At 61.4% G+C, this 19,597-nt stretch carries 18 protein-coding genes; 10 read left to right on the top strand and 8 right to left on the bottom strand.

Translation table 11 applies throughout. The features are described 5' to 3' along the window. Positions 1-17: 17 nt before the first annotated feature. Together AC07OF_RS07055 and AC07OF_RS07050 are read right to left on the bottom strand one after the other, a co-directional pair. Positions 18-1,571: an AmpG family muropeptide MFS transporter gene (locus AC07OF_RS07055; RefSeq protein ID WP_157191250.1), complete on the bottom strand. Its 1,554-nt coding sequence runs from the start codon at positions 1,569-1,571 to the stop codon at positions 18-20. Positions 1,572-1,614: 43 nt separating this feature from the next. After that, positions 1,615-1,968 carry an MGMT family protein gene (locus tag AC07OF_RS07050; protein ID WP_038607282.1) on the bottom strand — a complete coding sequence of 118 codons (354 nt, stop codon included), beginning with the start codon at positions 1,966-1,968 and terminating at the stop codon, positions 1,615-1,617. Positions 1,969-2,119: 151 nt separating this feature from the next. Here AC07OF_RS07050 and AC07OF_RS07045 point away from each other — a divergent pair, with 151 nt between their 5' ends. The 5 genes from AC07OF_RS07045 to groL all read left to right on the top strand — a co-directional run bounded on the left by AC07OF_RS07045 (position 2,120) and on the right by groL (position 6,777). After that, positions 2,120-3,127 carry a DUF481 domain-containing protein gene (locus tag AC07OF_RS07045; protein ID WP_157191251.1) on the top strand — a complete coding sequence of 336 codons (1,008 nt, stop codon included), beginning with the start codon at positions 2,120-2,122 and terminating at the stop codon, positions 3,125-3,127. Between the two features lie 106 nt (positions 3,128-3,233). Beyond that, positions 3,234-3,965, top strand: a complete 732-nt coding sequence (locus AC07OF_RS07040) for a HugZ family pyridoxamine 5'-phosphate oxidase (RefSeq protein ID WP_157191252.1) — start codon at positions 3,234-3,236, stop codon at positions 3,963-3,965. Between the two features lie 64 nt (positions 3,966-4,029). Further along, on the top strand, positions 4,030-4,527 hold the full coding sequence (locus AC07OF_RS07035) for an FxsA family protein (protein ID WP_038607289.1): 498 nt from the start codon (positions 4,030-4,032) through the stop codon (positions 4,525-4,527). A gap of 256 nt (positions 4,528-4,783) precedes the next feature. Continuing rightward, entirely contained in the window at positions 4,784-5,077 is a 294-nt protein-coding gene (locus AC07OF_RS07030) for a co-chaperone GroES (protein WP_003260750.1), read from the top strand. A 47-nt stretch (positions 5,078-5,124) separates the two neighbouring features. Next, positions 5,125-6,777 carry a chaperonin GroEL gene (gene groL / locus AC07OF_RS07025; RefSeq protein WP_107026663.1) on the top strand — a complete coding sequence of 551 codons (1,653 nt, stop codon included), beginning with the start codon at positions 5,125-5,127 and terminating at the stop codon, positions 6,775-6,777. A gap of 105 nt (positions 6,778-6,882) precedes the next feature. Here the strand turns inward: groL and AC07OF_RS07020 are convergent, their stop codons facing one another. Beyond that, complete coding sequence (locus tag AC07OF_RS07020) at positions 6,883-7,626, bottom strand: phosphatase PAP2 family protein (RefSeq protein ID WP_157191253.1); 744 nt, start codon at positions 7,624-7,626, stop codon at positions 6,883-6,885. A 190-nt stretch (positions 7,627-7,816) separates the two neighbouring features. On the opposite strand from AC07OF_RS07020, the gene colR reads away from it, so the two are divergent. The 5 genes from colR to AC07OF_RS06995 all read left to right on the top strand — a co-directional run bounded on the left by colR (position 7,817) and on the right by AC07OF_RS06995 (position 11,522). Further along, positions 7,817-8,500: a two-component system response regulator ColR gene (colR, locus tag AC07OF_RS07015; protein WP_038607297.1), complete on the top strand. Its 684-nt coding sequence runs from the start codon at positions 7,817-7,819 to the stop codon at positions 8,498-8,500. Beyond that, entirely contained in the window at positions 8,490-9,785 is a 1,296-nt protein-coding gene (locus AC07OF_RS07010) for a sensor histidine kinase (protein ID WP_476446566.1), read from the top strand. The genes colR and AC07OF_RS07010 overlap by 11 nt, the downstream gene beginning before the upstream one ends. Positions 9,786-9,897: 112 nt before the next feature. After that, positions 9,898-10,578, top strand: coding sequence for a class I SAM-dependent methyltransferase (locus AC07OF_RS07005; protein ID WP_038607302.1), 681 nt, complete (start codon positions 9,898-9,900; stop codon positions 10,576-10,578). Between the two features lie 6 nt (positions 10,579-10,584). Next, positions 10,585-11,298 carry a lipopolysaccharide kinase InaA family protein gene (locus AC07OF_RS07000; protein ID WP_157191256.1) on the top strand — a complete coding sequence of 238 codons (714 nt, stop codon included), beginning with the start codon at positions 10,585-10,587 and terminating at the stop codon, positions 11,296-11,298. Continuing rightward, complete coding sequence (locus tag AC07OF_RS06995; protein ID WP_038607308.1) at positions 11,295-11,522, top strand: hypothetical protein; 228 nt, start codon at positions 11,295-11,297, stop codon at positions 11,520-11,522. Before AC07OF_RS07000 ends, AC07OF_RS06995 begins: the two co-directional genes overlap by 4 nt. A 61-nt stretch (positions 11,523-11,583) precedes the next feature. On the opposite strand, the gene AC07OF_RS06990 is transcribed toward AC07OF_RS06995, so the two are convergent. From AC07OF_RS06990 to AC07OF_RS06970, 5 genes are all read right to left on the bottom strand, one after another. Beyond that, positions 11,584-14,631, bottom strand: coding sequence for a multidrug efflux RND transporter permease subunit (locus AC07OF_RS06990; RefSeq protein WP_476446567.1), 3,048 nt, complete (start codon positions 14,629-14,631; stop codon positions 11,584-11,586). Between the two features lie 13 nt (positions 14,632-14,644). Continuing rightward, on the bottom strand, positions 14,645-15,799 hold the full coding sequence (locus tag AC07OF_RS06985; protein ID WP_495072694.1) for an efflux RND transporter periplasmic adaptor subunit: 1,155 nt from the start codon (positions 15,797-15,799) through the stop codon (positions 14,645-14,647). A 139-nt stretch (positions 15,800-15,938) separates the two neighbouring features. Continuing rightward, a complete protein-coding gene (locus AC07OF_RS06980; protein WP_157191259.1) occupies positions 15,939-17,036 on the bottom strand; it encodes a DUF1513 domain-containing protein in 1,098 nt (365 codons plus the stop codon). 2 nt (positions 17,037-17,038) lie between these two features. Next, positions 17,039-18,103 (bottom strand): imelysin family protein, encoded by a 1,065-nt coding sequence (locus AC07OF_RS06975; RefSeq protein WP_476446569.1) that lies wholly within the window; start codon positions 18,101-18,103, stop codon positions 17,039-17,041. A gap of 16 nt (positions 18,104-18,119) precedes the next feature. Continuing rightward, the gene (locus AC07OF_RS06970) at positions 18,120-19,547 is read right to left on the bottom strand and encodes a di-heme oxidoreductase family protein (protein ID WP_495072693.1); all 1,428 of its coding nucleotides are present in this window, start codon (positions 19,545-19,547) and stop codon (positions 18,120-18,122) included. Between the last annotated feature and the right edge of the window lie 50 nt (positions 19,548-19,597).

Genomic DNA, 19,597 nt, shown 5'->3' with positions numbered 1-19,597 from the left:
AACCGCCTCAGAAAGGCTCAGGGGCGCTGCTGCTCGGCGATCGGGTTGTCGTCCGGTATCTGTTTGCCCTTGCCCGTTTCCTGATGCCAGTGCAGGGCAATCAGGATCAGGGTCGGCACGCCGAGCAGGGCAGTGATCAGGAAGAAGTCGTGATAGCCGAACTTCTCCACCATGACCCCGGAGTAGCCGCCGATCAGGCGCGGCAGGAGCAGCATGATCGAGCTCAGCAGCGCGTATTGAGTGGCGGAGAACTTCAGGTTGGTCAGGCTCGACAGGTAGGCGACGAATGCCGAGGTGGCCAGGCCCGAACTGAAGTTGTCGAGGGAGATGGTCACCACCAGCATCTGCAGGTTCGGGCCCATGTCCGCCAGCATCAGGAACAGGATATTGGTGGCCGCCGAGGCCGCGCCGCCGATGAACAGGATCGGCAAAATGCCGAAGCGTACGATCAGCAAGCCGCCCATGCCGGCACCGACCAGGGTCATGATCAGGCCAAAGATCTTGCTGACACTGGCGATCTGATCCTTGGTGAATCCCTGGTCGATATAGAACACGTTGGCCATCACGCCCATGACCGTATCGGACATCCGGTAGGTGGCGATCAGTCCGAGCAGCAACAGGGCCTGCCAGCGGTAGCGCAGGATGAAGTCGTTGACCGGCGTCAGCACCGGCGCCAGGCCACGGCGGCCCATGGACGACAGGCACAGAGCGGTCAGGGTGATGTAGAGGATCGCGCGCAGGAAGGCGCGGTCTTCGAGCAGCAGGTCGAGCAGGCTGGTGCCGTCGAACAGCACGCTGGCGAAATCGGTGTTGTACAGCTGGGTGAAGGTCGCCGGTACCGACACCAGTAGAACGATCAGCACGAACACCGAGACCAGCTGATGCACCAGGCCATAACGGGCAGCCGACAACTGCGTGCGCAGCGGGACCGGCGGCTCACGCATCATCAGGGTGGTAATCACCGCAGGCAGCATCAGCACGCCGAACAGCACGTAGGTGCCGGTCCAGGCGCTATGCAGATAACTGAAGCCGGTAGAACCGAAACCCTCGGCAAAGAACAGCGCGCCAGCGGTGGCCAGCAGCGCGGCGACCCGATAACCGGCCATGTAGCTGGCAGCGAGGGCGGCCTGGCGCTGATCGTCGGCGATTTCCAGGCGGTAGGCGTCGACGGCGATATCCTGGGTGGCCGAGGCAAAGGCGACCAGCACAGCCAGGGCAATCAACCAGGACAGGTGTTTTTGCGGATCACAAAAGCCCATGCCGACGAGTCCCACTACCACCAGAACCTGCGACAGCACCAACCATGAGCGGCGTCGACCAAGCTTGCCGAGCAACGGCAGGCGCCATTGGTCGAGCAGTGGCGACCAGACCCATTTAAAGGCATAGGCCAGGCCGATCAGGCTGGCATAACCGATGGTCTCGCGGGCCACCCCGGCCTCACGCAACCACACCGACAGGGTCGAAAACACCAGCATGTAGGGCAAGCCGGTGGCAAAGCCAAGCAGCAACAGCACCAAGGTAGACGGGCTGGCATAGGCAGCGAGCGCAGCGCGCCAGGTTTTACGGGGCATGGGCCAACATCTGCCTCAAGTTTACGAAAACAAAGCGCGCACTCTAACCGCTGTGCTCCATCGGGCGCCAGCCATGGCGCAACATATCCACACGATTATTGTGCAGAGTGACACCTTCTGCGCGCAGGCGTGCACGCTGCTCGTCGCCTGAGGGTGTGCCCAGTGCCAGGCTCAATCGTCCACCTGCGCCCAGGACCCGGTGCCAGGGCAATTGGGTGTCGGCCGGCAACTGACTGAGGGTACGCCCGACCCAGCGCGCTGCGCGTCCCAGCCCGGCCAGTTCGGCAAGCTGGCCGTAGCTGACGACCTTGCCCGCTGGCACTTGGCCAAGCACCAGATAGAGTGCCATTCGTCGGGCTTGCGCGTTTTCTGTCGGATCGCCAGGCGTCGGCTTCATTGCAGCCTCGCAGGCGTTAGCGCCGAAACGGGTGTGTTTACCGGGTAAGCAGCAATTGAACTCATTGGCATGGGGTGGGTCAGTCCTTGCTCTACGGGCGGGTATCTGGATAATGCCCGACTTTTTTGCAAACCAGAGTCCGTCCTTGCTTATGTTTTCTAGAGTCTTGTTGAGCCTTGTCGCCGTTTTCGCCTGTTCCACGGCTGTAGCTGATACGGTGTGGATGAAAAATGGTGACCGGCTCAGCGGCAAGATCACCGTGTTTGATGGTGGCAAGTTGTTGCTCAAGACTGAGTACGCAGGCTCGGTCGCGCTGGACTGGAAGCAGGTCAAGACGCTGGAAAGCGACCAGGAATTGCTGGTCAAGCAGGACGCCTACACCGGCGAGAAAGCCAAATCGCTGAGTGCCGCCGAAGATGGCAAGGTCACCCTGGCCAATGGCGAGGCGCCCAAGACCGTCGAGCTGGCCAGCATCCAGCAGATCATGAAGCCCAAGCCTGTGATCGAAGACCTGTCGTGGAAGGGCAATGTCGACCTGGCCATGGACTACAAGCGCGCCGAGTCCGACAGCGATGACTATGACATCGACTTCAAGACCACCGCCCGCCATGGCCGCTGGCGCCACCAGGCCGAAGGCGAATACAACCGCGAGAGCAAGGACGACGTCACCACCACCAACAACTGGAGCGCCGAATACGCGCTGGACCGCTTCCTCACCGAAAAGTGGTTCTGGCAAGGGCGTCTCGAGTACAAGCGCGATCACATCGAAGACCTGGCCCGCCAGCGCACCGTGGGTACCGGCCCAGGTTACCAGTTCTGGGATGATGAGCTGGGTGCCTTCTCCCTGGGCTCCCTGGTCAACCGTACCGACTATGAATATGCCGATGGTGGCAAGGACAACTTCTACTCCCTGGCCATGAAGTGGGACTACAACCGTTACCTGATCGGCAAGCGGGTCGAATTCTTCACCAACGGTGAAGTCGGCAAACCGCTGGACGGCGTGGCCAACTATGCCCTGGATGCCGAGGTCGGCCTGCGCTACAAGGTCACCGAATGGGCTTCGCTCAACCTCAAGGCCGAGAAGGATGTCATCAGTGGCACCCACGACAGCGACCTGGACAAGACCCGTTACACCGCAGGCTTTGGCGTGACCTGGTAAGTCTGCTGGCAACCACCGGCGATAATGATTATTTTGACGGTTACCTTCATGGCCGCGCTTCACCTGCGGCCAGCCTTCAAAACGATCTCGCGTCGGGAGTCACACAGTGAGCGCTAAAGTCGCACAACAGGCCCGGGAGCTGCTGCTCAAGGAATACCGTGGAGTCCTGTCGACCCATTCCAAGTCGATGCCGGGCTTTCCCTTCGGTTCGGTGGTGCCGTACTGCCTGGATGCCGACGGCAACCCGCTGATCCTGATCAGCCGCATCGCCCAGCACACCCACAACCTGCAGAAAGATCCCAAGTGCTCGCTGCTGGTCGGTGAGCGTGACGCGGAAGATGTGCAGGCCGTGGGTCGCCTGACCGTACTGGCCCACGCCCACAAGCTTGAGGAACCGGCGCAGATCGAAGCCGCCGCCGAGCGCTACTACCGCTATTTCCCCGAATCGAGCAATTATCACAAGGCGCATGATTTCGACTTCTGGGTGCTCAAGCCGGTACGCCACCGCTATATTGGCGGCTTTGGCGCGATCCATTGGGTCGACCACCTGAGCCTGGCCAATCCGTTTGCCGGCAAGGCCGAGCTGAGCATGATCGAGCACATGAACAGCGACCATGCCAATGCCATCGCGCATTACGTCCAGCTCAGCGGCCTGCCGCAGGGGACCGCGGCGCAGATGGTCGGCATCGACAGCGAGGGCATGCACCTGCGCATCGGCCAGGGAGTGTACTGGCTGCCCTTCGCAGTGCCTTGCAATACGCCGATACAAGTGCGCGAAGCCCTGGTTTTTCTGGCTCGCGCCGATCAATGGCCGGCGCGTGAAAGCGTTCAGGGTTGAAATAGCGATTGAGCGCATCCATTAAAGGTGTACTGCAAGGACATCTTGCGCAGAGGAACCATTGATGCGTGCTTTTCTATTGCTGTTTCTGATTTTTCCGGTGCTGGAGCTGTATGTGTTCTTCAAGGTCAGCACCGCGATCGGCTTCTTCCCGGCGCTGCTGCTGATCATTGCCGGCTCTGCCCTGGGTGTGCTGGTGGTGCGGGTGGCCGGTCTGGCCACCGCCCTGCGTGCCCGCGAGAGCCTGCAGCGTGGCGAACTGCCCGCGGAGGACATGTTCCAGGGCCTGATGCTGGCCCTCGGTGGCGGCCTGCTGCTGTTGCCAGGCTTTATCAGTGACGTGATCGGCCTGATCTGCCTGCTGCCGTTCACCCGCCGCCTGCTCGGGCGCAAGATGCGTGAGCGTGCCGAAGCCCAGGCCATGCGCCAGCGGGCGTTTGGCGATGACCCGTTCATGACCCGCCCGGGCAGCCCTGGCGGCCAGCCTCGGCAGCCGAACGTGATCGAGGGCGAGTACGAGCATCACGATCCCCGTGAACCACGCGACCCCCGCAATCTGTAACCCTGCAAGCGCTAGACTGAACGGTCCCTGATGGGGCCGTTCTGCTTTGCGCGGGCGGATTGCTAAAAATTTTCATCAGCAAGCCTTGTAATTGATCTTGGCGACCTCATGTAGGGGTTACCGCAAGGTTTCCGGGGAAATGCCCCGGACATTACATGCGTGGTTCGCACCGCGAGCTACGAGCGGCTACGCCGCAAGCATCAACCCGCCGGTGTCGATACCGGCCGATGAAAACCACAATTAGGAGAGATCGACAATGAAGCTTCGTCCTCTGCATGACCGCGTCGTTATCCGTCGCAGCGAAGAAGAATCGAAAACCGCTGGCGGTATCGTTCTGCCAGGTTCGGCCGCTGAAAAACCTAACCGTGGCGAAGTCGTCGCTGTAGGTACCGGTCGCATCCTGGACAACGGTGAAGTGCGTGCGCTGGCCGTGAAAGTGGGTGACAAGGTGGTTTTCGGCCCTTACTCGGGCAGCAACACTGTGAAAGTTGACGGCGAAGACCTGCTGGTAATGGCTGAGAACGAGATTCTCGCTGTTATCGAAGGCTGATTCCGCTGGTTTCCCGTTACTCCAAAGTATTCAAGGATTAAACGATCATGGCTGCTAAAGACGTAAAATTCGGCGACTCCGCCCGCAAGAAAATGCTCGTTGGTGTCAACGTTCTGGCTGACGCTGTAAAAGCCACCCTGGGCCCGAAAGGCCGTAACGTTGTTCTGGCCAAGAGCTTCGGCGCTCCGACCATCACCAAAGACGGTGTGTCGGTTGCCAAAGAAATCGAACTCAAAGACGCCTTCGAAAACATGGGCGCCCAGCTGCTCAAAGACGTTGCCTCCAAGGCCAACGACGAAGCTGGCGACGGCACCACCACCGCCACCGTTCTGGCTCAGGCCATCGTCAGCGAAGGCCTGAAAGCCGTTGCTGCCGGCATGAACCCGATGGACCTCAAGCGTGGTATCGACAAAGCCACCATCGCCATCGTCAAAGAGCTGAAGTCCCTGTCCAAGCCATGCGCCGATTCCAAGGCCATCGCTCAGGTAGGCACCATCTCCGCCAACTCCGACAACTCCATCGGTGACATCATCGCCGAAGCCATGGAAAAAGTCGGTAAAGAAGGCGTGATCACCGTTGAAGAAGGCTCGGGCCTGGAAAACGAACTGTCGGTCGTAGAAGGCATGCAGTTCGACCGTGGCTACCTGTCCCCTTACTTCGTCAACAAGCCAGACACCATGGTTGCCGAGCTGGATGGCCCACTGCTGCTGCTGGTTGACAAGAAGATCTCCAACATCCGCGAACTGCTGCCAGTTCTGGAAGCCGTTGCCAAGGCCGGTCGTCCGCTGCTGATCGTCGCTGAAGACGTTGAAGGCGAAGCGCTGGCTACCCTGGTGGTCAACAACATGCGCGGCATCGTCAAGGTTGCTGCGGTCAAGGCACCTGGCTTCGGCGACCGCCGCAAGGCCATGCTGCAGGACATCGCTGTCCTGACCGGCGGTACCGTGATCTCCGAAGAAATCGGCCTGAGCCTGGAGTCCGCTACCCTGGAGCACCTGGGTAACGCCAAGCGCGTGACCCTGTCCAAGGAAAACACCATCATCGTCGACGGCGCTGGTGTACAAGGCGACATCGAAGCGCGTATCGCCCAGATCCGCACTCAGGTTGCCGAGACTTCCTCGGACTACGACCGTGAAAAACTGCAAGAGCGTCTGGCCAAACTGGCTGGCGGTGTTGCCGTGATCAAGGTCGGTGCTGGCACCGAAGTCGAAATGAAAGAGAAGAAAGCCCGCGTTGAAGACGCCCTGCACGCTACCCGTGCAGCCGTTGAAGAAGGCGTGGTGCCTGGCGGTGGTGTTGCGCTGGTTCGCTCGCTGCAGGCCATCTCCGAGCTCAAAGGCGACAACGAAGACCAGAACGTCGGTATCCAGCTGCTGCGTCGCGCTGTTGAAGCGCCGCTGCGCCAGATCGTTGCCAACGCCGGCGACGAGCCAAGCGTAGTGGTCGACAAGGTCAAGCAAGGTTCGGGCAACTTCGGTTACAACGCTGCTACCGGTGAGTACGGCGACATGATCGAAATGGGTATCCTGGACCCAGCCAAAGTAACCCGTTCGGCACTGCAAGCTGCCGCTTCGATCGGTGGTCTGATGATCACTACCGAAGCCATGGTTGCTGATGCACCTGTTGAAGCTTCTGCTGGCGGCGGTATGCCAGACATGGGCGGCATGGGTGGTATGGGCGGCATGGGCGGCATGATGTAAGCCAGCCTTACCCGCTTGAGAAAAAGCCCCGCTCTATGCGGGGCTTTTTTGTGCCTGCCTTTTCGGAGCATCCCCGGTGGTGCGACGATTCGACTTGCCCCGCGATTACCGGCTTTCAGTCACTAGCGCATCGCGGGGCAAGCCCGCTCCCACCGTCACAGGTTTGCGATACAGCACCCAGTAATAGCAGCCTAAACTGATCAGCCAGCAGAACACCGCGGTCCACACGTTGTGCGAGAAAAAGTGCGCGCCTTGCAGCATGCGTCCTATCGAAAACACAGTGCCCAGAGCAAACGCGAACAGCAGGGTGGCACGGGCCAGGCGTGGGCGGCGGTCACGCAGGGCGAAGAACAACGCAAACAGGGTGAAACCGGTGGCTGCATGGCCGCCCGGCCAGCAACGACCTGGTTTATCGGTGGCCGGGCGAGGGCTGAGCAGTTCGCTGTAGGTTTCCTTGCCACCGAACTCCTTCAGGCTCCAGGGGCACTGCACGGCGGTAACCGCTTTGACCGGGGTGACGAAACTGGTCGACAAGCCCATGGCCAGGACCAGATAGCCCAGCTCCCGACGCCAGCCTTTGAGGCGCTGCCAGAAGAAACTGCCGATGAAGGCCACAATGGCTCCTACGCTGAGGGCGATCACCACTTGTTTGGCGCGGTCATGCAGGATGTCTTCGAGGAAGTAGCTATGCCGACCGATGAACTGGCCGGCAACCGGGTCGAACGCCAGCTTGGCCAGGTCCATGTCCAGTGAGGTCAGTTCCAGCAGGATGAGTGTCAGTGCGGCGGCTGCGGGGATGCCGAGGGCAATCCACAGGTTGAGCGGGCGAGAAGGGGCAGTTAGCGGCATGGCAGGTCCAGGCAGGTCGAAGGGACAGTCCCAACCGGCAATTCTCGGGTAGCGGCTATAACCTGTCCGTGAAGACTGAGTGAAAAAAACGTTAGCCTGCAATAAAGTCGCGCCGACCTAGCCGTGCGTGACCGATGGCCGTAAGCTGCGCCTGCCAAGCAGGCAAATGCCCCGGACGGGAGAACCCCCCATGCGAATTCTACTGGTTGAAGACAACCGCGATATCCTCGCCAATCTGGCCGACTACCTGGGCCTCAAAGGCTATACGGTCGATTGTGCCCAGGATGGACTGTCGGGATTGCACCTGGCCGCCACTGAACACTACGACCTGATCGTGCTCGACATCATGCTGCCGGGGATCGATGGCTACACCCTGTGCAAGCGTCTGCGCGAAGACGCCCGGCGAGACACCCCGGTGATCATGCTCACTGCCCGCGATCAGCTCGATGACCGCCTGCAAGGCTTTCGTTCGGGCGCCGATGACTACCTGCTCAAGCCTTTTGCCCTGTCGGAGCTGGCTGCGCGTATCGAAGCGGTACTGCGTCGGGCCCAGGGCGGTGGCCGGCGGACCTTGCAGGTCAGCGATCTGGTGTATGACCTCGATACCCTGGAAGTCACCCGCGACGGCAAACTGCTCAAGCTCAACCCTGTGGGTTTGAAACTGCTGGCGGTGCTGATGCAGAAGAGCCCCCATGTACTGCGCCGTGAAGTGCTGGAAGAGGCGCTCTGGGGGGATGACTGCCCGGACAGCGACAGTCTGCGCAGCCACGTTCATCAACTGCGTCAGGTGATCGACAAGCCGTTCGAAAAGGCCCTGCTACATACCGTCCACGGCGTCGGCTACCGCCTTGCCGAGGGCCGTGATGGAGTTTAAGCAAAGCCTTGCCCAGCGGATCATCATCGCCTTTGCCTTGATGAGTGCGCTGGTGGCTGGCGCCTTCGCCTTCGGCATTGTGGCCACCGTGCATCTGGTTGAAGAGCGCTTGATCTCGGCTGTGCTGGGAGGAGACCTGCAGCGCCTGCTGCGCATGGACAGCGTCAATGACTGGAGCCACCGTCCGCGACCGGACCAGCTGTTCTACTACAGCGGCGGACGTGACGACTTTGAACTGCCCAAGGACTTGCGTCACCTTAACCCGGGTTTTCATGAAGTATTCCGCGAACAATTGTCCTATCACGCCATGGTCGAAGTGGTGGACGGTCGGCGTTATGTCCTGCTGCAAGACCAGAGTGATTTCGAAGAACGTGAGCGGGTGCTGTTTGCCGTGGTCGTGGTGGGCTTTGTGCTCAGCCTGGCCCTGGCCGTGTTCCTCGGCTGGGTCCTGGCGCGTCGGGTAATGGCACCGGTGATCCGCTTGGCGCAACAGGTGCGTCATCGCGACCAGTTGCTCGGCCTGGCGCCGCCACTGGCACCGGATTACGCTGCCGACGAGGTGGGTCAGCTGGCCATGGCCTTTGACGATACCCTGGGACGTTTGCGCGATGCCTTGACGCGTGAGCGCCTGTTCACCAGCGATGTCAGCCACGAATTGCGGACGCCCTTGATGGTACTGGCCAGCTCCTGCGAGCTGTTGCTGGTCAACCCGAACATCGACCCGCGCGCGCGCTCGCAGGTCGAGCGGATCGCCAGGGCCACGGAAGAGATGCAGGAACTGGTGAAAACCTTCCTGATGCTGGCCAGGGCCCAGCGCGATGAAGGCGCGGTGGCCTCGCAGGCGAGCCTCAAGGAGGTGGCGGATGATCTGGTCGGTGTCTGGCGCGACACCATCGAGCAGAAAGGTCTGACGCTGCTTTATGACGCCAAGGGGGGATTACCGACGTTGTACAACGCCACCTTCCTGCAGGCGGTAATGGGTAATCTGCTGCGCAATGCCGCGCATTACACGGACTATGGCTTTATCCGCCTGACCCTGGAGCCTGCGGGTTTTACGGTCGAGGACAGTGGCGTGGGTATTCCCGAGGAGCAGCGTGAAGCGATGTTCCGGCCGTTTGTTCGCGGCGATGAGCGGCGCGGGGAGGGACTTGGCCTGGGCCTTTCGCTGGTGCAACGGATTTGCGATGACCAGAACTGGGCCGTTAGCCTGACCGCGATGGTGCCCCATGGCTGCCGCTTTCGTGTTGACCTGAACGGTGCTCTGGAACGTCCGCTCGAGCAGTAGTGAAATATTTTGTAACTTTTATCGGGGCGGCTAACGAATTTTTCACATGCGCATGACCTGACGCCAACGCTTGCCTGCTTATGGTGGGTAAATTGGAGTCAGGAGATGCACCATGCGTAGCCCCATCAAACTCGAATTTTCCGAAAAGTACGACCAGCAGCATGCCCAGGAGTACTTCCTCAAGCATCAAGACGGCCTGGCTCGGCGCTTGTCTCATCAACGTGATGAACAACTGGCCCGGCGTGCCCTGGCGTTGGCCGGCGAGCCTGGTCTGGTACTCGACTTGCCGTGTGGTGCCGGTCGCTTCTGGCCGATGCTGGCGGAAAAGCCCAATCGGGTGATCATCGGGGCGGACAACTCCGAGGCCATGCTGGAAACTGCCACCAAGTCTCAACCTGCGCATATCGTCGAGCGGGTACGGACCTTGCAAACCTCAGCCTTCGCTATCGACTTGCCGGATAACTCGGTCGATAGCATTTTCTGTATGCGACTGATGCATCACATTGGTGAGGCCGCCCACCGCAAAGAAATTCTCTCTGAATTTCAACGCGTTACCCGCGACAGTGTGATTTTGTCGTTGTGGGTCGACGGCAACTTCAAAGCCTGGCGCCGGAAAAAGCTGGAACAGCGTCGTTACGCTGAGACCGGAAAGGGCAGTTATCAGAACCGTTTTGTGTTACCGGTTGCTACGGTCGAAGAAGAATTTCAGGCTGCCGGTTTCCGCATTCAGGAACGATTGGACTTTTTACCGTTCTATGCCATGTGGCGAGTATACGTATTGCGTAAGGGGTAGCAGGGCATGGCGGTAGAGCGCTCAGGAACAATGACGGGGAACAACCGGTTCGACCACTTCTGGCAACAGCAGGGTGAGTGGGTCGAAGCTCCCAACCAGCGCCGGGGTGGGGAAAGCGGGGTACAGCGGCTGAGCGGTGAAAATGGTCAGGTGCTGTATTCCAAACGTCAGATTGGCCATATCTACCGCAGTTTGATGCACCCGTTCGGCCGCCCGACCGTGTTGCGTGAATATGATGCGCTCAACAGCTTCGAGCAATTGGGCGTGCGGGTGCCGCATATCGTTTATTGCGGGGTCGAGCGTGATGCCGAGCATCAGTGGCGCGCCCTGCTGGTCAGCGAGGCCCTGGACGGCTTCGAGGATTGCGACAACTGGTACGCCAACGGTGCGCGCGAGCGTTACAGCCCGGCCCTGCATGAGCGCATGCTGCAGGACCTGGCCGAGAACCTGGCGCGTATGCACCGTGGCCATTGGCAGCATGGCTGCCTGTACGGCAAGCATGTGTTCATCAAGGTGATCGGTGAAGGCGACGAAGCGCGAGCCGAAGTAGCGCTGCTGGACCTGGAAAAGTGCCGCCGCCGCATCAGCTGTCAGCGCGCTGCAGCCAATGACCTGAAGCAATTGCGCCGCCACTCGTCATTCAACGACGCAGAGTGGCAAAAGCTGCTGTATTTTTACCAGATGGCGTTTGGCAGCGCTGTCAAAGGTTTAGAGCAATGAAACTAGAAATCGCTCGAGGTTTGTTTCTGGTGGCTGCCCTGGCGGCGGCCACTGCTGCTGTGGCGGCTTGGGAAGAGCCCGGGCCAGAGGTGTTGAGCCATGCCGCCAACGCTGCACAGTGCCCGCTGCCACGGCTGATCAAACCGCAGGTGGAGGCCAAGCCGGACCATGACCTGCTGTTGCTGCTGTTCGGTCTCAGTCAGGGTGGGCGTGCGCCGGGTTGATGCATCAACGGTATGAACGGAAAGGCCTCGTCAGTGACGAGGCCTTTTTGTTTATCCGCGATCAGATCGTTTGTGTTTGCACCTGAGGCACATCAGCCCGCGCCAGCAGGGTATAGACACACGGCAGAACGAACAGGGTGAACAGGGTGCCCACCGACATGCCGGTGGCAATCACCGTACCGATGTCAAAGCGACTCACCGCCCCGGCGCCGCTGGCCAGAATCAGCGGTACCATGCCGAACACCATCGCCGCCGTGGTCATCAACACCGGGCGCAGGCGGATCGCAGCGGCTTCTTCCACCGCCTCGCGGGCGCTCAAGCCCTTTTGCAGGCGCAACTGATTGGCGAATTCGACAACAAGAATGCCGTGCTTGCTGATCAGGCCAATCAGCGTCACCAGGCCAACCTGGGTGTAGATGTTCATGCTCGAAATACCGAGGAACAGCGGAATCAGCGCCCCGCAGATCGACAGCGGCACGGTCACCAGGATCACCAGTGGGTCGCGAAAACTCTCGAACTGCGCTGCCAGCACCAGGAAGATGATCGCCAGGGCCAGGCCGAAGGTCACCCATAGCGCACTGCCCTCCTGGACGAACTGCCGCGCGACACCGGCATAGTCGAAGGCGTAGCCTTGTGGCGCTTCCTCGCGGGCGATGTTGCGCACGGTCTCCAGCGCCTCGCCCATGCTGACCATTGGCACACCCTGGATCATGGCGGCGTTCAGTTGCTGGAACTGGTTGAGCTGACGCGGCCTGGCGCGGTCGCTGATGGTGATCAGGGTCGCCAGCGGCAGCATCTGCCCTTGCTGGTTTTTCACGTAGTAATTGCTCAGCCAGTCGGGGTTGTCGCGATACGGTCGTTCGACCTGGGCAATGACTTTGTAACTGCGGCCTTCGATAGTGAAACGGTTGATTTCCGCTTCGCCGAGCAGGGTCGCCAGGGTGCCACCGAGGGCATCCATGGACACCCCCATCTGCGCAGCCTTGGCCCGATCGATGTCGACCACCACCTCGGGTTTGTCGAAGGCCAGGTCAATGTCGAGGAAGGCAAACTTGCCTGAGGCCTGGGCGCGTTCCTTGACCCGTTCGGCCACTTCCAGCAGGGACGCGTAGTCGTTGGCGGTGTTGATCACGAACTGGAACGGCAGGCCCTCACCGGTGCCCGGCAATGAGGGCAGGTTGAAGCCGAAGATCTGCAGGCCGGCGATGCCTTCGAGTTTGCTTTGCACCAGCGGCAGCAGTTCCATCTGGGTGCGCTCACGCTCGCTCCAAGGCTTGAGCAGGAAGCCGCCGATACCCGACTGCACGCCGTTGAAACCGTTGATCTGGAACGAGGAGTAGTACTCGGGAAACGCCTTGAAGATGTCAACGAACTCGTCGGTGTAGGCGCTCAGGTAGTCAAGGTTGGTCGGCTGTGGCGCCGTGGCCATCATGAAAATCACGCCCTGATCTTCATCCGGAGCCAGTTCGCTCTTGGTGAACATCAGGAACACCGGGATCAGGCACAGCACGATCACCGCGAACACCAGCACCACCGGCCGGGTGTTGAGGGTGCCGTGCAAGAGTTTCTGGTAGCGCACCTTGAGGCCTTCGAACAGCATGTCGAGGCGATGGGCCAGGCCGCTGGGGTTAGCGTCATGGCGCAAAAGCAGGGCGCACATCATCGGTGACAGGGTCAGGGCGACGATGCCGGAAATGATTACCGCGCCGGCCAGGGTCAGGGCGAACTCCTTGAACAGCGCGCCGGTCAGGCCCTCGAGAAAGCCGATGGGGGCATACACCGCGGCCAGGGTGATGGTCATCGACACCACCGGCATGGCGATCTCCCTGGCGCCTTCCAGCGCCGCGTCGAACGGCGTCTTGCCTTCTTCGATATGGCGGTGGATGTTTTCCACCACGACGATGGCATCGTCCACCACCAGGCCGATGGCCAGGACCATCGCCAGCAAGGTCAACAGATTGAGCGAGTAGCCCATCAGTTGCATGAAAAACAGTACGCCGATCATCGACAGCGGAATGGTGATCACCGGGATCAGTACCGAACGCAAGGCGCCGAGGAACAGGAAGACCACGACGATGACGATCAACACCGCTTCGACCAGGGTCTTCACCACCTCATCGATCGACGCCTGGATAAACAAGGTGGCGTCGTAGGCGATCGAGGCCTTGAGGTTGGGCGGCAGCTGGCTTCGCAGGTCGGGCAGCAGCTTGCGCACCTCCTTGATCACATCCAGCGGGTTGGCGCCGGGCGTGGCCTTGATACCGATGTAGACCGAAGGGGTGCCATCGAAGGAACTGACGGTGTCGTAGTTTTCCGCGCCCATCTCGACCCGTGCCACGTCGCCAAGCAGCACCCGGCTGTCGCCGCTGGTCTTTAGCGGGATGTTGGCGAAGGCCTCGGCGGATTTCAGTTCGGTGGTGGCGTTGATGCTGGTGACGATGTACTCGCCCTTGACCTCGCCGGCGGCCGAAAGGAAGTTGTAGCGGCGTACCGCGTCGGTCACCTCATTGGCGCTCAGGCCGTAGCCGGCGAGTTTCACCGGGTCGATCCACAGGCGCATGGCAAACAGCTGGTTGCCGAGGATCTCCGCTTCGGCCATGCCGGGCAGGGTGGCCAGTTTGGGCTGGATCACCCGCGACAGGTAGTCAGTGATCTGCGGATTGCTCAATTCACTGCTGTAGAAGCTGATGTACATCAGCGCCGAAGCGTCGGCGGCTTCTTTGCTCAGCACCGGGTCTTCGGCATCTTGCGGCAGCTTGTTCTTGACCTCGTTGGCCTTGGCCAGCAGTTCGGTGAACAGCCGGTCGCTGTCGGCACCGATCCGCGCATAGATCGAGATCACGGAAAAATTCTGCCGGCTCACCGAGGTCATGTAGTCGATGCCTTCGGCACTCGCCAGGCTCTGCTGCATGGGTTGGGTGATGTAGCCCTGGATGGTTTCGGCGTTGGCCCCGGGGTAGGCGGTGGTTACCGTGATCAGGGCGTTTTCCATCTGCGGATACTGACGGATCGGCAGTTTGCTCCAGGCCTGGAAGCCCAGCAGCACGATCAACAGGCTGACCACGCTGGCCAGCACCGGGCGGCGGATGAACGGATCGGTAAAGGCCATGACGCATCCTCGATCAGTTGGCGCGCGACTGGTGGTTGTTCTCTGGGGCTTGCAGGGTCTTGTCCGGGCTGATGCTGATTGACGCACCCTGGGTCAGTTTCAGCTGCCCTGCGGTCACCACCTGCTCACCGGCCTTGAGTCCCTTGCTGATCACCACCAGGCCATCGCGGCGCTCGCCGGTGTCGACAAAACGGCGTTCGGCGATCAGCTCCGGCTGACCCTCGGCGTTTTTCATTATCTGGCCGTCTTCGGTCTTTTTCGGCACGGCGACGTACACCGAGTTGCCGTAAAGGGTGTAGGTCACCGCACTTTCTGGCACCACCACCTGGGGTTGCGGGCTTGGCAGCAGGATCTGCAAGCTGCTGAACATCCCCGGCAACAGCTTGCCATCAGGATTGGCCAGGGTGGCGCGTACCTGTACGTTGCGGGTGCTGTCTTCGACTTTGGGGTTGATGGCGCTGATGGTGCCGGGGAAGGTCTGTTGCGGATAGGCGGCGACACTGACCAGCACCTGCTGGCCGATGCTCAGCTTGGGCACTGCCTGTTCGGCGACAAAGAAGTCGACATACAGGCTGCTCAGGTCCTGCAGGGTAGCGATCACCGTGCCGCTGGCCAAGTAGTCGCCGACGTCCACCTGACGGATGCCGATGGTGCCACTGAAGGGCGCGCTGATGCTCTTCTTGGCCAGGGCGGCCTTGAGCTGATCGACCACCGCCTTGTTACGCTTGTATTGCGCGTTCAGACGGTCGAACTCGCCACGCGAAATCGCCTGGCTGCCGACCAGCTGGCTGCCGCGATTGAAGTCCACCTGGGCAAGGCCGAGGTCGGCCAGGGCGGTACCGAGCAAGGCGGTCTCGACATCGCTGTCCAGTTGCAGCAGCGGTTGGCCCTTGCTGACCTTCTGCCCGGACTCGAACTGCAGGGTTTTCACCGTACCGTCGGTTTCCAGCCGCAGGTCGACGCCCTGCAAGGCCGTGAGACTGCCGACTGCAGGCAGGCGATTTTGCCAGGCGCGCTCGCTGGACTCGGCTGCGGCCACGGCAATCGGTGGCTTGGGGGCCGAGAACATCTGGACCTGCTGATAGATGGAGAACGCCTTGTAGCCCCCCAGAATCAGCACGAGCAGCAAAACAACACCTAACATGATGAGCATGCGCCGGCGCAGCATAGTCCAGTTCCTTGGATACGATTTATTGTTCGTTTGGCACGACTGCGGGCGATCCTGCCCACGTGCGCTGTAGCCGAATATTACTCGTTTGACCGGGCCAGGGAACCCTGTGTTCCCGGCTATTTATCAGGTGAGGCCGTCAGGCCAGGTGCAGGTGGTTGTCCCACAGACCGGAGGGCAGTTGTAGCGGTTGGCCGATCAATTCGCTGTTGCGGCAATCATAGAGACGGCAACGACCCTGGCCGGAGGTGACGACAAAACCATCGGCCACCGCACCGACGCCGGCGCAGTCAGGCATCGGTGCATCCAGGCGCACTTGCGCGCTATCCAGATCCCAGATGAACAGACGATTGGCCCGTGGCGCGGTCAGGGCGACCAGGCGCAATTCGCTATGAATGGCCACGCTGGCGGTGTAGTTGGCCATCGACTGCAATTGCTGTTCGGGCACCGGGAAGGCCTGGAAAGCCTGGCCGGGCCGCTTGATCGCCAACAGTTCGGCGGTTTCATCACCGCTGCCCATGAACTGTTGCCCGGCGACGATGGTGCCATCGCTGGCAATCGCCAGGTGGCGCACGCTGTTCATCTGCTGCGGCAACACCTCTTTGCTCAGCAGCGTACCGTCGCGCTGCATCAGCACCAGGCTTGGCTGCATGGCATCGAGGTTCATCTCGACGCGACTCTCGGCCTCGGTGCGAATGCCGCCATTGGCGACCACCAGGGTTTCGCCATCCGGCATCCACGACACCTGATGCGGACCGATGCCGTGGGTGGAAATCTCGCCGCTATGAACCAGGCGCTCGCCATCGAAGCGGTACACACCGAGTACGCCACGGCCGGGATCGGTGGTGTCGTTCTCGGTGGCGTACAGCCATTCGCCGCTCTTGTGGATCACCGCGTGACCATAGAAGTGCCGGTTCGGCTGCGAGGCGATGGTCTGCAGCAAACGACCATCGCGCAGGTCGATCAGGTAACTCTCGGTACCGGGACGCCGGGCAACGAACAGGGCAAGCGGCTGCTCGGGGTGGTTGATGATGTCGTGGCAACGCTGGGCCACTTCGGTGGCGAACACCTGGGTGCCGTCCAGGCGATAGCCGACGGCGTAGTGTTTGCCATCGCCGTCGTCGCGCGCCGAAAGCAGCAGGGGGCCGCTGTCTTTGCCGCGGAACAGGGTCCAGCCGCCCAGGGTCAGGGCGCTGAGCAGGACGCTACCGAATTTGAGAGCCTGGCGTCGCAACATGATCAGTCACCGTCGTTGGCATTGAAGCCCAGCTGAATGCCCAGCGCCTTGGCCAGCTCGCCTTCGTGCAGGCGGTGGACGACGTTGAGGCTGTCGTAGATGTCGTTGAGCTGCTGGCGTCCGGCTTCGTCATCGAGCAGTTCGCCCAGCGGCTTCTGATTGGCGCTCAGCAGCTTGAGGGCATTGGCGTAGGCGGCATCGATCTTGTCGGCCAGGGCTTTCTGGTCTTTGCCCAGCAGGCCGCGCAGGCCCTGGTTGTCGACACCGACCCAGACGGTTTGCGCTGCGGTCAGGCTGGCTTCCAGGCTTTTCAGCGAGGAATGGCTACGCCAGGCTTCGGCCTGCAGCGGCTGCGGGATACCTTTGCTCAGGCGGCCCATGGGGGCGCCAAGTTTTTTCTTCAGGGTATCGAGGGCAGTGACCTGGGCCCGCAGCAAATCGGCGATCGCCTCGTGGGAGTCGGCGTAGCGCTGGTTGGGGAACTTGGTCATCTGCGCAAGCATGCCGTCGGTGTTGTTCCAGCCTTTGAGGATGTCTTCGGCCAGGGCTTTCTGGTGCTCGCCGATGGCCACCAGCAGTGGGCAGTAACGGGCTTTCTGTTCAGCGCTGGCGACGTCTGGCTTGCTGTCGAAGAGGATGTACTCGTAGGCGGACAGACCGCGCACTACCACGCTGGACTTGGCCAGGCTCGCGGCATCGATCGGCTTGTCGGCGCTGACCAGTTGTTCGACCTGACGGCCGACCAGGTTCTTCTTGTCTGGCCAGAACTGTACCTGCCAGGCGCGGTTGCCTTCAGCCAGCGGGCCGATCAGCAGCGGTTGCAGTTCGGCCCAGGCTTTTTGTGCATGCAGGAAATCGGCGCGGGCGGTTGCCAGGTCGGCCTTGCCTTCGCAGTAGGCCAGGGCGCTGACGGCCAGTTGGCGGTCGGCTTCGACCCAGCGGCTGTAGGTCGGCAGGATCACCTGCTTGGCAATGGCGGCGGAGGTCACTGCCTGCGGGTCCTGCGGCGAGCAGGCGCCGAGGGCGAGGGCGGCAAGGCTGGTGAACAACAGTTTAGGACGGAACATGCCCGGCTCCTCTCTCTTAAAGTGAATTCAGGAACGCCAGCAACGCGGTGCGTTGCTCGGCATTGAAGGTCAAGACGTGCTGCCTGGCCGCTTCGGCTTCGCCACCGTGCCAGAGCACGGCTTCAAGCAGGTTGCGGGCGCGGCCATCGTGAAGGAATCCGGCTTGGGCGCTGACGGTCTGGGCCAGGCCGATGCCCCACAGCGGTGGAGTGCGCCAGTCCTGGCCGCTGGCGGCGAACTCGCTGCGGTTGTCGGCAAGGCCCGGGCCCATGTCGTGCAACAGCAAGTCGCTGTACGGGCGGATCAGCTGGTTGGCCAGCTCCGGCTCGGCAGCGTCGGCGGCCGTGGTGAAGCTTGGGGTATGGCAGCTCTGGCAGCCGGCCTGGTGGAACAGGTTCTTGCCGGCCAGCACCTGGGGCGAGTCGACGTCCTGGCGGATCGGTACCGCCAGGTTGCGGGCGTAGAACAGCACCAGGCGGGCAATGTTGTCGCTGACTTCTTGCTCGCCATTGGCACCGTTGCCATTGGGGGCTTTCAGACAGTCAACCTGTGCCGGGGTGCAGTCGTCCAGCGGCCGCAGGCTGCTGGTCAGGCCCATATCGCCGGAAAACGCATGCACGTTCTGCTGGTTGATGTTCGGTTGCCCGGCCTTCCAGCCGAAACGGCCAAGGACGGTCTTGCCCAGGGCATCGTCCCAGACCTGGTTGGGCCGGCCACGGATGCCGTCGCCGTTGCGGTCGTCGGGATCGGCATTGGCCAGAATCGCCGCTTCGGGGATGGCTTCAAGCAGGCCCAGGCCGATCATCGGCGGGGCAACACGGGCGGAGAAACGTGTATCGGGGTGCATCGGACCGTAACCGAGCTGGCTGATCTGCAGCGTTGGCTGGCGCAGCTCGACCTGGGTGCCGTCCTTGAAGGTCACCGGCACCGGCGTGTACTCGACACGGACTTTGCCTTCGGGGGTGACGCCGGGTACGGCCATGTCCTGGAACTGACCGCCATAGACCGGCTCGGGCACGATGCCCAGTTGCTCGATGACTTTGGCGTAGTGCGGTTGGTCAGGAATCGACAGGCGCACGATCATCGACACGGCATGTTTGGCGCTGGGGCCGGGCGGATGGCCACGGCCATCCTTGATATGACAGTTCTGGCAGGCGTTGGCGTTGAACAGCGGCCCCAGGCCATCGCGGGCTGTGGTGGTCGCCGGGGCGATCACCCAAGGATTGCGAAAGAAACTGTTGCCGACACTGAAGTCCAGGCGGCGGCTCGGCGCGAGGTTGGCCGAGGGCATGGAATAGGCGTTCTGGTCGCGCTTGTTGACCGTCGTCTTGCCACCGGCGAAGGCTTCGCCAGGTTCGGCCTGGGTGAAACGCGGGGCGTCGTCACAGGCGACCAGGGTCATGGCCAGAAGCAAGGGGCTGAGACGGAGCAGCAACGAAGACATCAAGAATCCTGAGCTTGAGCAAAAAACCGGCGTGCAAGCTTAGCAGGCTC

It is taken from the genome of Pseudomonas sp. GW821-FHT10B02 (assembly GCF_059415665.1).
This window is presented reverse-complemented; position numbering and strand designations above follow the sequence as displayed.